We start from the raw sequence: 15,706 nt of genomic DNA on the forward strand, positions 1-15,706 counted from the left end.
TCACCGCCGCCGGATGGTCAGGTCACGCGATTGACGGGGGCGGGGAGGGCGGCCGCTCGGCCACCCTCCACACAGGTGGCGATCAGAACTTCACGCCGACCCGCGCGTAATAATAGCCGCCATAGGCGCCGAACGGCGAGTTCGAACCGTAGATCGAGCTGCCGATCGTGTTGGGAACGGTGTTCTTGTCGGGATAGACGTCGAACAGATTGTACGCGCCGACCGACAGGCGCGTCTTTTCGGTGATGTCGTAGCCGAGCTCAACATCGGTAACCCACTTCGCGCCATAGCTCTGGTCGGATGACGGCGTGTTGTTGAGCAGCTGGAAGCCGCCATAGCGCGTCTCCTTGACGTTCGCGCTGAACCCACCAAGGTTCCAGTCGAGGCCGAGGATCACCTTGTCCTTGGGCGTGCCCACCGTGAAGTAGCCTTGCGTCTGGCGGTCGAACAACGTCAGCCCGAGGCCCGACAGCTGCGCCGGCGTCGCGGCGATGCGGCGGATCTTCGTCTCGTTGTGATTGTACCCGACGGTCGCGCGGAACTGCCCGAACGAGTCGAACGCAAAGCTGTAGGCACCCACCACATCGATGCCGCGGGTGCGCGTGTCGATGGCGTTGGTGAAGAAGCGCACGAACTGTTCGCCGGAGAAGCCGTTGGCGCGCAGGATGGCGCGGACGCCCGCGCTGGACAGGAGACCGGTCAGCGTGATGCGGTCGTCAATGTCGATCTGGTAGGCATCGACCGTGAGCGAGAGCGCGCGGGCCGGAGTGAGCGCGAAGCCCAGGCTGTAGTTGCGCGACCGCTCGGGCTTGAGCGGCGCGGCGCCGAGCGCCAGCGCGATCGGCGATCCGGTGCGGACGATCTTCGATTCGATCAGCTGATAGGCGCCGCCGACAAGATTGAACTGGGTGGAGGTCTGCGCATAGGCCTGCTGCGCCAGCGACGGCGAGCGGAAGCCGTTGGAGATCGCGCCGCGCAGGTTGAGCCAGTCGGAGACCTTGTAGCGTGCCGATGCCTTGCCGCTCCACACGTCGCCCGAGCTGTCGTCGTAGGTCTCGTACCGCACCGCGCCGGTGAGCAGGAAGCGATCGGTGACGTCGAGGGCGAGATCGCCATAGACCGCGCCGACGTTGCGCTTGATGCTGGCGGCATCCGCCGGCGTCACGATGACGGCGCCTTGCGCGCCGACCGCGCCGGGCTGACCGGCGAGCGGCGTGCCGGCGGGATAGCGATAGCCGCCATTGCTATAGGCCGCGGGATCGAGCGCCTTGGTGACATAGGATTCGTAGCGATATTCGGCGCCGGTCGAGACCTGCAGGTTCCGCCCGAAGACCGAATAGGCGCGGGTGAAATCGAGATTGTTGGTCCACTGGTCGAACGCCGCGCTGAACGTCTTGAACTCGGTCGGGCTCGCCGCGCCGAGCGAGGCGTTGAGCGAGTTCTCCGCGCCGTTCTCGGTGAAATCGCGGCCATAGGTGCTGCTGAGATCGACATTCCACGAACCGATCGTGCCGCGCAGGCCACCGGTTACCTGGAAATCGGTTTCCTTGAGCGTGTAGAACGGCGCGAAGCCGTCCGGGTAGATCGCGATGATGTCGCTGGTCGAATTGGGCTTGCGGCCGGCCTGGCCGACCCGCGCCTCGCGATAGCCGGCAGTCGCGGTCGCATAGGCCTCGACATTGCCGATCTCATACTTGCCGTTGAGTGCACCCTCGACCGAGCGAAGTCGCGGCAGGCCGCCTTGGTAAAGCCGGCGGTTGACGGTTGCCTCGCGAGGGTCGGGGGCGCCGTTGACCGGGAAATAGAAGTTGCCGGTGAGATCGCTGTTGCGCACCGTGGCGTTCTGCGACTTGCCCTGCAGCGACACGACCAATGACCCACGATCGCCCAGCGCGAAGCCGTGCGACACCTGCGCCTGGATCGTCTCGCCATCGCTGCCATTGACGCCGTCCTTGTAGCGCTGTCCTGCTTCGATGCTGGCATTGCCGCCGGATGCGTTGCTCTTGAGGATGATGTTGATCACCCCGGCGATCGCGTCCGAGCCATATTGCGCTGCGGCACCGTCGCGCAGCACTTCGATCCGCTCGATCGCGCTGGCCGGGATCTGGTCCAGATCCACCGGGTTGCCGCCGGCCGAGACATTGCCCGAATTGAGATTGATCAGCGCGCTGTTGTGGCGGCGCTTGCCGTTGACCAGCACCAGCACGTGCACGCCGGACAGGCCACGCAGGCCAGCGGGGCGCGCGACGCTGTCAAACGAGGAACTGCCGACCTGCTGTGCCTGGAACGAGGGGACGAGCTGGCTGAGCACATCGCGCAGCTGCATGCTGCCGGCGAGGCGGGCGAGCTGCTCGCCGCCGATCACGTCGATCGGGGTCGGGCTGGAGGTCACGGTGCGTGGCTGGCCGCGCGAGCCGGTGACGACGATGTCGCCGCCCGTTTGGTCTGCCTCGGCCGTCTCCGGCGTGTCGGCAACCGGCGCCTCCTGCGCCATCACAGGGGTGGCAAGGACGATTGCGGCGAGCGCCGTGGTAAGGAGATACTGGCTTTTCATGGTGTTTCCCTTTCGGCGCCTGGCGCCACTATGTCCGTGTTCCCTGGATGCGGCCGCCTCGTACGGGCAACTCGCGTCACGCTGCGGTCATTTCCTGTTTCTGTTCTGATAGGCTTGCTGTCGCGGCGAAGGCATCGAGCCCGCGGCGCAGATCGGCGATGAGGTCCTGCGGGTGCTCGAGCCCGACATGCAACCTGAGCATCGGACCGGAACGGCGTACCATATGGGCGCGCTTGGCGAGTTGCGCGTCGCACGGGATGACCAGGCTTTCGAATCCGCCCCAGGAATAGCCCAGGCCGAACAGTTCGAGCGTGTCGAGCAGCGCGTCGACCGCACGGCCATCACCATCCAGCGTAAAGCTGAGCAGGCCGCAGGCGCCGCTGAAATCGCGCGACCACAGCGCATGGCCCGGATCGCCCGGCAGCGCGGGGCACAGCAGGTCGATCACTTCTGGCTGCTGCGCCAGCCAGGCGGCAACGGTCAGCATTGCCGCGCCGTGCAGCGCCAGCCGGGCATGAAGCGTGCGCAGACCCCGCAGCGCGAGATAGGCGTCGTCGGGCGACACGGCCCAGCCGATCTCGTGCGCACTGGTCGCCAGCGCCGCGGCGGCTGGCCCGCGCGCGGCGGCCATGCCCATGAACACGTCGGAATGGCCGCAGACATATTTGGTCAGCGATTGTACGCTGACATCGACGTGATGATCGAGCGGCTTGAACAGCACGCCAGCGGCATAGGTGTTGTCGATCAGCGTCATCACACCGTGGGCGCGTGCCATGGCGGCGATCGAAGGCACGTCCTGCATGTCGAGCGTCAGCGAACCCGGGCTTTCCAGCACGATCAGCCGCGTCGCCGGGGTGATCATCGACGCGATCTCGTCGGCACTGGCGGTGGGCGGGAAATAGCGCGTCGTGACGCCGAAGCGCGCCATCGTACCGACGAGGAAACGGCGGGTGGGATTGTAGATCGTATCGACCGCCAGCACCTCGTCCCCGGCACCGGTCAGCGCCTGGATCGCGCCGGTCAGTGCGGCGAGACCGGATGGATAGAGCTGTACGTCTTCGGCATGCTCAAGGACGCATAAGGCGGTACGCAGGGCGTCCTGCGTGGCAAGGCCGCCGCGACCATAGGTAGGCGTGGTCGCGGCTGAAAACTGCTTGCTATCCGCCAGCAATACCGTTGACCCACGCTGGATCGAGGGCGCCGGGGTGCGCGATGCCGGACCGGCGGCTTGGCCACCGTGAATCATCTGTGTCGTCTCATGGCGTAGGGGCATCAGTGTGTCGGTATCCGGTGCAGCGTGGCTGTGGCGCATATCTGTCCCATCAGTGCGCGAATGATCTCACCCGAATTTTCGGATGCTGCGGGCAGGAATGGGGCGTTCATCCCGTTTATGCGCAAAAGGCGGGATAGAATGCTCATCGGGCGATTGCCGGCATCGGCAGTGCGGTGGTGTGCTTCAATTCTTCCATCGCGAACGCGGAGCTGACGTCGGTCAGGCGCACCGCGCCGATCAGCTTCTTGTACACCGCGTCATAGGCCGCGATGTTGGCGACCTTGAGCTTCATCAGGTAATCGACGTCGCCGGTCATCCGGTACAGTTCGACCACCTCGGGCATCGATTTGACCACCGCGGCAAAGTCGTTCAGCCAGGTGTCGCTGTGTTCGCTGGTGCGGATGCTGACAAACGCGGTGAGATCGAGCCCCAGCGCGGCGGCATCGAGCAGCGCGACCCGCCCGGTGATGATGTTCGCTGCCTCCAGCCGCCGCAGCCGACGCCAGCAGCTGTTATGCGACATGTTCACCACCTCGGCCAAGGCGGCGATCGACAGCGTCGCATCCGTCTGCAGCGCGGAGAGGATGCGGATATCCGCTTCGTCGAGGTTGACGCGCGCTGCCATCAGACGATCGCGCCGAGCGGTGGCGACGGCAGGATGTCCGCCAGCAGCGCCCCCTGGTCGAGCGCCGCAAGAATGGTGGTTTCGCGCGCGTGATGCGCTGCCGCGCGATCCACGTCGTGTGCCGCTTCCGCGACGGGGAGGCAGACTACGCCGTCGCCGTCGCACAGCAGGATGTCGCCTGGCATGACCACGGCCCCGCCGATCGATACCGGCGCGTTGAGCCGGCCGCCAAGGCCGATCCGGCGCGTCGTGCGCGCGCTGGTGCCGCGTGCCCAAATCGGCAGGCCGATGGCCCGCAGTTCGGCGATGTCGGCGACCGGACCGTCGACGACGATCGCCGCCACGCCCCTGGCCAGTGCGGCGCGCGCAACGATGCCGCCGACACAGGCATGGCGGTCGTCGCCGAGCCGGTCGATCGCCAGCACGTCGCCGGGCCGCAACTGACCCAGCGCATGATGCAGCAACGCGCCGTCAGCGCCGGGCAGCGCCAGCGTCACGGCCGTGCCCGCGACCGCGGGGCCGATGTGTAGCGGCGCAATCGCGCCGTCGCACATGCCCCACAGGCGCCAATGGCCCAAGGTCGAGGTCTGGATCGCAGCGACGCGCGCGAGCAGTGCGGGGTCGACCGGTGCCGGCATTGCGCGCAGGTCGTAACTGCCGGTCATGCGGCCGGCGCCGCGGCCGGATCGGTCGGATCGCACCGGCGGAAATGGCGCAAGAAGCTTGCGACATGATCGGTGGTCCATTCGACGAGCTCCGCGCCGATTGCCGCCGACGCAAAACGTGCGTCACCGTTGCCCACGCCGTTTGCGGCGACATCGGTCACGTCGAGCGGCAGCTCGACCGGCGCACTGCCAAACATCACGCTGGCGAACTGCCCCTGGGTTGGCAAGCCGAAGGCTGTGCGGCGCGCGGCCGGCGCGATCCGGTCGGCACGGATCAGATCGGGGGTCAGATGCATCGTCACGGAAGTCAGCGGATCCGCACCATGTCCGCGTGCTGCCGCGGCGTTCTCGCCATGGAGCCGCTGCCACACCGCGTCCGGCGCGAGCCGCCACAGATTGAGGTTGGGAACGAACAATCCCGTGGCACGGCGCACCTCGTGCGCGACATCCGCGATCAGCGGCGCATTGGTGGTGTGGCCGTTGAGAATGACGATGTGGCGGAAGCCGTGATCGGTGAACGCGCCGATCATGTCGCTGAGCACCAGCCGGAACGTCTCGGCGCGCAATTGCATCCCGCCGGCGATGCCGCGGAAGAATTCGGCATAGCCGAACGGCAAGACCGGCGCGCAGATCGCATCGGCGCGTTCGGCGGCGGCCAGCGCGATCCGCTCGGCGACGACGAAATCGCCCATCGGTGCGTGCGGCCCCTGCTGCTCCTGGCTGCCCAGCGGCAGGACGATCACCGGGCCCTCGGCGCGCAGTTCTTCCAGATCGACCCAGCTCAGATCCTGCAGCGCGTGGCGCCGCGCCGTCATGCCGGCACCCGCACGCCCAGCGCCTTGTTGTGCGCGACCGGGATCTGCTGACGGACCCGCGCGGTGAGATCGCGGTCGATATGGGCGGTGGCAAAGCCCGTACCGTCCGACACGCGCGCGACCACCTGGCCCCAGGGATCGACCACCATCGACTGCCCGAACGACTGCCGCTCGCCTGCCGGTGTGTCGTAGCTGCCCCATTGTGCCGCGGCAGCGACCCAGGTCTGCGTTTCGATCGCGCGGGCGCGGATCAGCGTTTCCCAATGATCCTTGCCGGTCAGCAGCGTGAAGGCGGCGGGGACGGCGATCAGCTCGGCGCCGCGCGCCACGAGCGCCTGATACAGTTCGGGGAAGCGGATGTCGTAGCAGATCGAGCAGCCGACCGTGACGCCTTCGAGGTCGTACACCACCACGGCATCGCCGGGCTCGATCGTCGCGGATTCGTGATAGCGTGCGCCGTCCGCCGTGGTCACGTCGAACAGATGGATCTTGCGGTAGCGCGCCGCCTCGCGGCCGTCGCGATCGAACACGACGCTGGTGTTGAACGCGCGGCCGGGCGTGGTCGAGCGTTCGTAGAACGAGCCACCGTGGATCCACACGCGATGCTGCCGTGCGAGCGTGGCGAGCAGTTCGTAGGTCTCGCCGCCGGTCGCCGGCTCCGCCACGCCGGGCGCACCGCCCGATCCGCCGAGCCATTCGCAATGTTCGGGGAGCAGGATCCAGTCCGGCCGATCCCGTGCCACCGCACGCTCGACGAGATCGGCGATCGCGCGCAGGTTGGCCGGCTTGTCACCTTGCGAGTTCATCTGGAGGACGCTGGTCTTCAACATGGATTATTGCCTTGCCGGGGCTTGCGCAGCGCCAAGATAGATGGCGTTGAACAGCAGTTTGAAGGCGCCCTGGGTTTGCGCGCGCAGCGCGATTTCGGGGCCGAACAGGAACACCCGGCCACGCCCGACCGGCAGGTCGAGCACGGCGGCGGCGCCGTCCAGTTTCTCCTGGTGCCACGCCCAGCCGCTGTGCAGCAGGCTGGTGCCGACGAAGCGCACCGGCGCGGTGCCGGTGGCGCCGGTCAACTTGAACACCGGGCTCGAATCGTAGAACAGATCGACCTTCGGGGTGAGGCCGTAAGCCAGCGGTTGCGCGGTATCGGCAGTCGCGGTGAGCAGGGCGCCGGGCACGTAAAATTCGGTGCGCGGCAGCGATTGCAGCTTGCCGTCGCGCATCACAGCGAGCGGATCGGTGACCGTCAGGCCGAGCCCGGCGATGAGCCCGGAGGTCGAGCTGCCCATGCCGAGGATCGCGCCGCCCTCGGCCGTGAAGGCCTTGAGCGCGGGGAGGGTGCGCTCGGCGGTGATCGCGCCGAGCCACGACCGGTATTGCGCCGGAATCGATGCCGGATCGGGTTGCTTGATCGTGAAGCGGCCGCGGAACATGCCGCCTTCGCCGCCGGAGCCGGCGTTGGGGATCGCGCTGTCCGGCACGATCAGCACGTCGAAATCGCGGCGCAGCCGGCCCGCGTCGAGCCGCTGCGGATAGACGATCGTGTAGGGGAATTCGTAGCTGTCGAGGATCCAGCGCAACCAGCCGGTCGGGTGCAGCCCGCCATACATGTCGATCATCGCGACGCGCGGCCGCGCCAGCGCGATCCTGGCCGTGGTCGGCGCCTGTTCCATGGCCTCGGCCGACAGGCCAAGCTCGGTGACCGCGCGCGTCATGATCGCGGCGGCGCGCGCGCTGTACGGCACCCACAAGGCGCCTGCCGCGGCCGGCGCGCCGGCCACGGCGACCGGATCGCGCAGCCAGGCGAGCTTGACGCCGGCCTTGCTCAACCGGTTGGTGAGGATGAACGCGTTGTTGGTGGCATGGCTGACCAGCCAGCCGGCCTTGCCCGTGCCGACGATCCGCCCGGGATCGACGGTGATCGCGCCGGCGACGGGCGCGGTCGGCGCGTCGAGGCGATCGAGCACGCGATCGAACGTGACGCCCATCTGGAACGCCGGCGTGTAGCCCGAGGCATCGGCGGGCGGGATCGGCGGGCCGCCGGGATATTGGAAGTTGTTGGGGTATTTCTGCGGCTCGAACATGTCGAGCACATGCGCGCGGTACGCCTGGCCGCTGCGCACGACATAGCTGCCGGCGGGCCAGGTCTTGCCGTTGGCGGTGAACGGTGCGGTGGCGCGCTCGACCTGCACGCCGAGCTTGATCAGCGCGTTGAGGAAGCGCACCGCGGTGGGGAAGTCGTGCTGCTCGGCGGGAATGACATAGGCGCGGGCATCGCGCGCGGCCGGATCGAGCAGCACCGTGTCGTAGAACGTGCTGGCGATCGCGCTGGTGCCGGTGGTGCGCGTTGGCACCGGCTTGGCGCCGGTCGCGGCGGAGGCGGCGTGCGCCGCCGCCAGCCGATCGGGCGTGATCGTCCAACTGTCGCGCTGGCCCTTCTCGATGCCGTTGGCGCCCATCCGCCAGATGTTGAACAGCAGTTTCTCGCGATTGGCCGCGGCATAACCGAGCAACGCGCGGTTGATCGACAGGCTGTAGGCGACCGACTGCTTCATCGCCCACATTTGCGGGCGGATCGGCAGCGGCTGATCGTTCTTGGCGATCTGCCGCTCCGGCACGAACGGGATCTCGATCGGTACCGGCATGCCGATGATCTCGATCAGAATGCCGACCGCATTGTGGAAATAGGCGGAGGTGCGCAGGTTGCCGTTATACCAGGTGTCGTAATGCGCGCCCGCGCGGGTCGTGCCGCCGCCCTTGTTCTCGGCGATCAGGCGGCTCTCCAGCGTCGCGCCGAGCTCTTCCAGGCTGCTGATCACCAGCGGCTCGTAATGATAATTGAACGGATCGCGGAACGGCGGCATGAACAGTACCGTGCCGGCCGGGCCGGTCTGGTGCTGGTTGAGGATGATCTGCGGCCGCCACTCGCGATACAGGATGCGCGTGATGTTCTGCGTCTCGGCCATCTCGGCCATGTAGAAATCGCGGTTGTTGTCGTGGCCGACATAGGGATGGTACAATTTGGGCAGGCTCTGGAAATCGGCCTCGCGCTTGGCCGGATCCTTGATCCGCATATACCAGTCGGCGACCAGTTGCTGCCCGTCGGGATTGTCCGGCGCGAACAGCGTGATCACATTGTCGCGGATGCGCCGCGCTTCGGGATCGTCGCTGGAGACGAGATCGTAGACCTGCTGGATCAACGCGGTCTGCGCCTCGACTTCGCTGGCGTGCAGCCCGCCATCGACCCACACCACGGCCTTGCCATCTGCCGCCAGCGTACGTGCGCCGGCCTCGTCGATGCCCTCGGCGCGGCCGAGCCGTTCGGAAATGGTGCGATACTGGTCGAGCCGGGCGAGGTTCTCGGGCGAGGAGACCACGGCGACGATCTGTCGCCGGCCTTCGGTCGTGGCGCCGATATCGATCAGCCTGATCCGGTCGCTCTGGCCCTCCAGTGTGCGCCAGTAGCGGACGAGATCGCTATAGCTCGGGACATAGCGATCTTCGCCCATCTCGTGGCCGAGCACCTGCAGCGGCGTGCTGATCGCGGCGGTTTGCGCTTGTGCGGCAAGCGGCGCCAGGCACAGCGCGGCGGCGAGGGGGAGGAGCTTCATTGATCGATCGCCGTCCGGGGATCCGGCGCGCGCAGCATCAGGATCACGGTGAGGGAAACCGCCGCAGCGGCGGTGATGTAGAAGGCAGGCGCGATCACCAGACCGGTCTGCTGCACCAGCAAGGTCGCGATGAACGGCGCAAACCCGCCGAACAGCATCACCGCCATGTTGTAGCCCACCGACAGCGCGGTGTAGCGCACCCGCGTCGGCAGCAATTCGCACAGGAAGGTCGGTGCGACACCGCTGAACATGCCGGAGAAGATCGCCGCTGTCGCGGTCGTGATGATCACCGCCGGGCCGCTGCGCCAGCTCGCCATCAGCTGGAACAGCGGGATCGAGAAGAGCAGGAAGCCCGCGGCGCTGGCGATCAGGAACGGCTTGCGCCCGACCTTGTCGGAGGCCCAGCCGGTCAGCGGGATGACCAGAACGTTGACCAGGGCGCCGATCAGGGTGCCGGCCAGCGCCCAGGACGAGCTGATACCGAGCACCTGCGTGGCGAAGCTGACCAGGAACGCGCCATAGGTATAGCCCGCGACCGTCCAGATGATCACCAGACCGAAGATCTTGAACACCGCGGCACGGTGTATCGTCAGCGCTTCGCGCAGCGGATGTTCGGGGCGATCCTGCGCGGCGAGAAAGTTCGGCGTCTCGGGCACGCGGGCGCGCAGATAGAAGCCGAGCGGGGCGACCAGCACGCCGGCGACGAACGGGATGCGCCAGCCCCAGGTCTCGAGCGCCTCGGGCGTCATGACCAGATTGAGCAGCAGCGCCACACACACCGCCGAAACGATCGCGAGGCTGGTGCTCAACTGCTGCAACGCGCCGAACAGGCCACGCCGGTGCGGCGGGGCATATTCGACCAGGAAGGTCGTGGCGCCGCCCCATTCGCCACCGGCGGCGAAGCCCTGCAGCAGGCGGCAGATCACCAGCAGGATCGGCGCGGCAATGCCGATCGAGGCGTAAGGCGGGATCAGCCCGGTCGCGCAGGTCGAGCCGGCCATCAGCAACATCGTGAACACCAATGCCGACTTGCGGCCGTGTCGATCACCGAAGCTACCCAGGATCATCGAGCCGATCGGGCGCGTGATGAAGCCGACGCCGTAGGTCGCAAAGCTCGACAGGATGATCGTCACCGGATCGGCGGCGGGGAACATCGCCTTGCCGATCTGCGCGGCGAAATAGCCGTAGATGATGAAATCGAACAATTCGAACCAGTTGCCGATCATCGCCGAGCCCATCGCACGCGCCACATCGCGGCGGCTGGGAACGGGGCGATCGGCGAGCAGGTCGGGGCTGGTGACGGCCGCGGCGCTCACTTGACGTCTGCCGGGGGCGAGGGCTTGAGCAGGGGCGCAGGTACATGGCGGGGCATGGCGACCGTGCCACCGCGCACCATGACGATGCCGTCCTTGATCACCGTGTCGATCCTGTGCAGCGCCTCCAGATCCTGGTCCGGATTGCCATCGACGACGACCACATCGGCCAGCTTGCCGACGGTGATGCTGCCCAGCTGGTCACCCATGTCGAGCAACCTGGCGTTGGTCAGCGTGGCGGCCTGCAGTGCCTGCGGGATCGAATAACCGCCCTTCACGAACCATTTCAGCTCGGCGATATAGACGTTGGGCACCATCTTGTTGGCGTCGCCAATCGTATCGGTGCCAACCCCCATGACGATCGCGGCGGCCTTCATCTTCTTGAAGATGTCGAAATCGCCCTGCGCGGTCATCGTGAAGCGGCGCGAGGTCGAGCCATAAAAGCCGCCGTTGCGATCGAGCACGTTCTGATAGACCTGCAACGTCGGCACCGCGGCGGTGCCGCGCTTCGCCATCGCCGCGATCGTCGCATCGGTGCGGGGCAGGGGGTGTTCGATCATGTCGATCCCGGCGTCCACCGCCATGGCGGTATAGATCGTCTCGCAATCGCAGGTGACTTTCAGGCCCAGACGGTGCGCCTCGTCGACCGCGGCTTCGATCTCGTCGGGTGCGAAATGGCTCGCGACCTTGATCACGCTGGCGCCCTGCTTGAAGGTCTGGCGCACCGCGGCGCGCCATGCCGCCGCGCCGTCGCGCTCCCAGGCGAAATCGGGGCCGTGGCTCGGCGAGACGGGCCGTTCGGTGGCGTGGCCGCCGGTGCCGGTGATGATATGGCCGGCGGTGAACACGCGCGGTGCGGCGATCGTATCGGCGGCGCTGGCCTCGGCGAGCAGATAGGGCGCGTTGGCGGCGCCGTTCAGGTCGCGCACCGAGGTGAAGCCGTTTTCGATCATCCAACGCAGGTTGCGGATGCCGCGCAACACGCCGGCGCCCTCGCTCGCCTGCTCGTCGATCGGGCTGTCGCTGTCGGGGTAGGTGATGTGGACGTGCATATCGATCAGCCCCGGCATCACCGTCTTGCCCGTGGCGTCGATCTGCTCGGCATCGGCGGCCCAGCCGGATGTCGCTTCGGGCGGCAGGACCGCAGCGATCCGGTCGCCGTCGATGACGACCGTCGCCGGGCGGACCCGCGCAGTCACCGAATCGAACAGCCGCCCACCACGCAGCACGATCTGCGGCCGGCGCGCGGCGACCGGTTTCAGCGGGATGCGGCGCGGATCGTCGGTGGTCCGGGCGTTCGGCGCGAGCACGCTGCTCCGGTCGTTGAGCGGCACCGTCTGCGCCGCTGCCGCGCTGGATAGCAAGGCGAGCGTTGTGCCGGCCAAGATGCGGTACGCTGTTACTGGCACGCTATACTCCTATCGATCGGTGGCGCCGTGCGCGCGGACATAGGCCGCCACCTCGGCATGGGTGGCAAACCAGGCGCCGTGCGCCGCGGCGTGGCGGATGAGCTCTTCGAGAATCCAGATGCGCGAGCGCGCAGCGATCACATGCGGGTGCATCGTCAACTGGAACAGGCCGCCCGCGGCGATCGCGCCGTCGAGTTCGCGGCGGAAGATGTCGAACACGTCGGCGGGCGGCGTATAGGGGCGGAGTCCGCTGCCGCGATGCATCAGCAGATAGGCGGCATCGTCGCGGATCCACTCGATCGGCACTTCGACGAGTCCGCTGGGCGCGCCATCGAGCAACAGCTCGTAGCAATCCTCGTCGGCCATCAGCGAGCTGTCATAGGACAGGCCCATCTCCTGCGCGATCGCCAGCGTCTCGGGACTGAAATCCCAGGATGGCGTGCGCAGCCCTACGGGGCGCACGCCGCTGACCTGCTCGAGCGTATCGCCGGCGCGCAACATCAGCTCGCGCTCGGCGCCGGGCGGCAGGCCGGTATTCCATTCGTGGATCCAGCCGTGCAGGCCGATCTCATGGCCCGCGCCGACCAGCCGCCGCTGTTCGTCGGGGTGGAGCAGCGCTGATACGGCAGGCACGAAGAAGCTCGCGCGCACGTCATGCTGCGCCAGCAGCCGCTCGATCCGGGGGATACCGACGCGCGCGCCATATTGGCCCCAGCTGAGCCGGCCGATCGATTCGCCCCCGTCACGCAGCTCGTTGGTCTCGTGATCGCTGTCGAACGACAGCGCGACGGCGAAGGGCGCACCACCCGGCCACCGCGTCGGCGCCAGCCGTGCCCCGGCGCGCACGCGCTCCACCTTGGCGCGCCACTCGGCTTCGGGCCATTGCCACGGTGCGCCGCTCATCGCCCGCCATCCACGCTGAGGATCTCGCCGGTGATGAAATCGGCATCGTCCGAGGCAAGGAAGGACACAGCGCGCGCGATATCGTCCGGCGTGCCCAGCCGGCGCAGCGCGATCCCGCCAAGGATCGCATCTTGGCCCGCATCACCGTAGCCCTGCCATTGCTGCTGGGTCGCGGCATTGGTGATCACCAGGCCCGGGGCGACGGCGTTGACGCGAATGCCGTGCGGGCCGAATTCGTGCGCCAGCTGGCGCGTCAGCCCGAGCAGGGCATGCTTGGCGGTGGCATAGGCCTGGATGCCGGTCATCGACGCGCGCAGCGCGGCGCCCGAAGCGATGTTGACGATCGCGCCGCGCCCGGCCCGCGTCATCCCGCCAAGCGCGGCCTGGCTCAGCGCCATCGCCGCGCCGAGATTGACCGCGATCACCGTATCCCAATCGGCATCCGACACGCGATCGAAGCGCTGATGCGACTGGCCGGCGACGCCGCCGGCATTATTGACGAGCACGTCGATCGCGCGGCCCGCGTCGTGCTCGACCCGCGCGATCCATGCGCGTGCCGCCGGCCGGTCGACCAGATCAACTTCAGCGACATGGCAGCCGAGTGCCGCTGCCTCGGCAAGGCCGGCGGGATCGCAGTCACAGCCGTGGACGTTGGCCCCCGCGGAGAGGAAGCGGCGCGCGATCGCCAGGCCGAACGCGCTGCCGATCCCGCTGATCGCGACGAGGCGCCGGTCGACCTTAGGCATCGACCGGCTCGAATAGGCCCTGCAGGTTGCGATCGTCCTGCGGCATGCCGGCCTCGATCGCATGGATCAGCGCCACCAGGCGCTGCAGCGTCGGACAGGCGATACCGTGCGCGGCGGCGCGATCGAGCACGGGGCCGTAATGGGCGTCGACCTCGGTCGGGCGGTGATGGATCGCGAGATCGCGCCACACGCCCGAATGCGTCTTGAGGCTGCCGCGATTGAAATCGGCCATCGCGGCGATGCTGGCGCGCGCCGCCCGGTCGCTGCCCGTGGCGCCGACGGCGGCGGGGTCGAAGCCGTTGAACGCGCGCGGTACGACGCCCTCGGCCGCGGCGACGGCATTGATCTCCGACGTCAAGGCGCGCCACAGCGGCAAGAGTTCGGGGCGATCGAGGCAGGCCGCGATGCCCGCCTCGCCGGCCGCCTGGGCATAGAGCAATGCCGCATAGGCGAGCTTGCCCCACAAAAAGGACCAGATGTCGGTTGTCGCCGCGGCTGAGGGATCGAAGCGCCGGAGCAGCGCGGCCAACTGCTCGGCTCGTGCCGTCGCAATCCCGTCCAATTCCCCGACGCGCACGGCACCGTGATTGCCGAACGCGATATGCCCCGGGGCGACGATGTCCGCGCCGAAATTGACGAAGCCACCGATCGTGCGCTCATGGCCGATCCGCGCGGCGATCGCATATTCGGTCAGCCCGTTCTGCAGCGCGGCAACATAGCCGTCCGGCGCGAGATGCGGTGCAAGCGCATCGATCGCCGCGGCGCTATGCTGCGCCTTTACGCACAGCAACGCGCATGGCCAGATGCCGGAGAGTTCCGCTGGCACACGCGCGTCAACCGGTTGACGGAAGGTCGCGCCGTCGCCTTCGACGATCAGGCCAGCGCGCATGGCCCGAACGTGCGCGTGATCGACATCGACGAAGCACACCGTAATGCCGTGTCTGATCAGCGAGGCGCCGATTGAGGCACCGATCGCGCCGCTGCCCCAGATCAACACGCCATCGTTCATGCGGCGCGATCCGGGCGCATCGCGGCGCCGATTTCCTGTGCCGATTCGTGCAACGCCGCGACGATCGCATCGCGATTGCCCTCGAAGCGCGCCGTCACGCAACCGACGTTGAGCGCGGCCAGCGGCTGCCCCGGTTCGAGCGGGATGCGCACGGCCACTCCGGTGCCGCCGAGTACCAGTTCGTCGACGACGATCGCCACGCCGTCGTTGCGCGCGATGTCGATCCGGTTGCGGATTGCGTCGAGATCGGTGATGGTCGCTTCAGTCAGCGCCTTGCGCGGCACGGCGGCGAGCGCCTTGGTGATCGCCTCGTCGCCCTGCGCGGCCAGCAGGATCCGGCCAATCGCGGTGCAGTAGGCCGGCTCTTGGCGCGGCAGCGCGATATCGAAGCGCACATCGCGGTCCGCCGCTTCCTTGGCAATCAGTCGGACCATGCCGGGCGCTCCCGGCATGCCGAGGATCACCGTCTCGCCGAGCCGATCGGAAAGCGCGCGCATGACCGTGGGACCGACGCGCAACAGCCGACCGTGACGGGCGAAACCATCGCGCCGGACCACGTCGTTCAAGCGATAGACATCGTCGGCTTCGCGCACGAGGTAGCCGCGGCCGTGCAGCGTCCGCAGCAAGCCCAGCGTGCTGCTCTTCGGCAGCCCGAGCCCCTTCGACACCTCGGTCAGGGTGAGCCCGTCACACCGCGTCGAGAACAGCTCGAGCATGTCGAGCACGCGCGAGGCCGACTTGATATCCGTGGTCATATATGAGAACCCGAGTTCATATCCC

At 67.7% G+C, this 15,706-nt stretch carries 13 protein-coding genes; all 13 read right to left on the minus strand.

Translation table 11 applies throughout. The annotated features are described in order from the left end of the window. Positions 1-82 precede the first annotated feature (82 nt). On the minus strand, positions 83-2,554 hold the full coding sequence (locus NV401_RS01895; protein WP_261292675.1) for a TonB-dependent receptor plug domain-containing protein: 2,472 nt from the start codon (positions 2,552-2,554) through the stop codon (positions 83-85). A gap of 76 nt (positions 2,555-2,630) precedes the next feature. Continuing rightward, positions 2,631-3,827 carry a cystathionine beta-lyase gene (gene metC, locus NV401_RS01900; protein ID WP_261292676.1) on the minus strand — a complete coding sequence of 399 codons (1,197 nt, stop codon included), beginning with the start codon at positions 3,825-3,827 and terminating at the stop codon, positions 2,631-2,633. 142 nt (positions 3,828-3,969) lie between these two features. Then, positions 3,970-4,452 carry an Lrp/AsnC family transcriptional regulator gene (locus NV401_RS01905; protein WP_261292677.1) on the minus strand — a complete coding sequence of 161 codons (483 nt, stop codon included), beginning with the start codon at positions 4,450-4,452 and terminating at the stop codon, positions 3,970-3,972. Then, positions 4,452-5,117 (minus strand): RraA family protein, encoded by a 666-nt coding sequence (locus NV401_RS01910; protein ID WP_261292678.1) that lies wholly within the window; start codon positions 5,115-5,117, stop codon positions 4,452-4,454. Before NV401_RS01910 ends, NV401_RS01905 begins: the two co-directional genes overlap by 1 nt. Continuing rightward, positions 5,114-5,932, minus strand: a complete 819-nt coding sequence (locus NV401_RS01915; RefSeq protein ID WP_261292679.1) for a creatininase family protein — start codon at positions 5,930-5,932, stop codon at positions 5,114-5,116. Before NV401_RS01915 ends, NV401_RS01910 begins: the two co-directional genes overlap by 4 nt. After that, positions 5,929-6,762, minus strand: coding sequence for a carbon-nitrogen hydrolase family protein (locus NV401_RS01920; protein WP_261292680.1), 834 nt, complete (start codon positions 6,760-6,762; stop codon positions 5,929-5,931). The genes NV401_RS01915 and NV401_RS01920 overlap by 4 nt, the downstream gene beginning before the upstream one ends. A gap of 3 nt (positions 6,763-6,765) precedes the next feature. After that, positions 6,766-9,546: a M14 family metallopeptidase gene (locus tag NV401_RS01925; protein WP_261292681.1), complete on the minus strand. Its 2,781-nt coding sequence runs from the start codon at positions 9,544-9,546 to the stop codon at positions 6,766-6,768. After that, positions 9,543-10,862, minus strand: a complete 1,320-nt coding sequence (locus NV401_RS01930) for an MFS transporter (RefSeq protein WP_261292682.1) — start codon at positions 10,860-10,862, stop codon at positions 9,543-9,545. Before NV401_RS01930 ends, NV401_RS01925 begins: the two co-directional genes overlap by 4 nt. Then, positions 10,859-12,268, minus strand: a complete 1,410-nt coding sequence (locus NV401_RS01935) for an amidohydrolase family protein (protein WP_261292683.1) — start codon at positions 12,266-12,268, stop codon at positions 10,859-10,861. Before NV401_RS01935 ends, NV401_RS01930 begins: the two co-directional genes overlap by 4 nt. A gap of 9 nt (positions 12,269-12,277) precedes the next feature. Beyond that, complete coding sequence (locus NV401_RS01940) at positions 12,278-13,171, minus strand: polysaccharide deacetylase family protein (protein ID WP_261292684.1); 894 nt, start codon at positions 13,169-13,171, stop codon at positions 12,278-12,280. Next, the gene (locus NV401_RS01945) at positions 13,168-13,917 is read right to left on the minus strand and encodes an SDR family NAD(P)-dependent oxidoreductase (RefSeq protein ID WP_261292685.1); all 750 of its coding nucleotides are present in this window, start codon (positions 13,915-13,917) and stop codon (positions 13,168-13,170) included. Before NV401_RS01945 ends, NV401_RS01940 begins: the two co-directional genes overlap by 4 nt. After that, a complete protein-coding gene (locus NV401_RS01950) occupies positions 13,910-14,926 on the minus strand; it encodes a ketopantoate reductase family protein (RefSeq protein ID WP_261292686.1) in 1,017 nt (338 codons plus the stop codon). Before NV401_RS01950 ends, NV401_RS01945 begins: the two co-directional genes overlap by 8 nt. Next, on the minus strand, positions 14,923-15,681 hold the full coding sequence (locus tag NV401_RS01955; RefSeq protein WP_261292687.1) for an IclR family transcriptional regulator: 759 nt from the start codon (positions 15,679-15,681) through the stop codon (positions 14,923-14,925). Before NV401_RS01955 ends, NV401_RS01950 begins: the two co-directional genes overlap by 4 nt. Positions 15,682-15,706 lie beyond the last annotated feature (25 nt).

Origin of the sequence: Sphingomonas hylomeconis, from assembly GCF_025370105.1 — a bacterium.
GTDB classification, from domain to species: domain Bacteria; phylum Pseudomonadota; class Alphaproteobacteria; order Sphingomonadales; family Sphingomonadaceae; genus Sphingomonas; species Sphingomonas hylomeconis.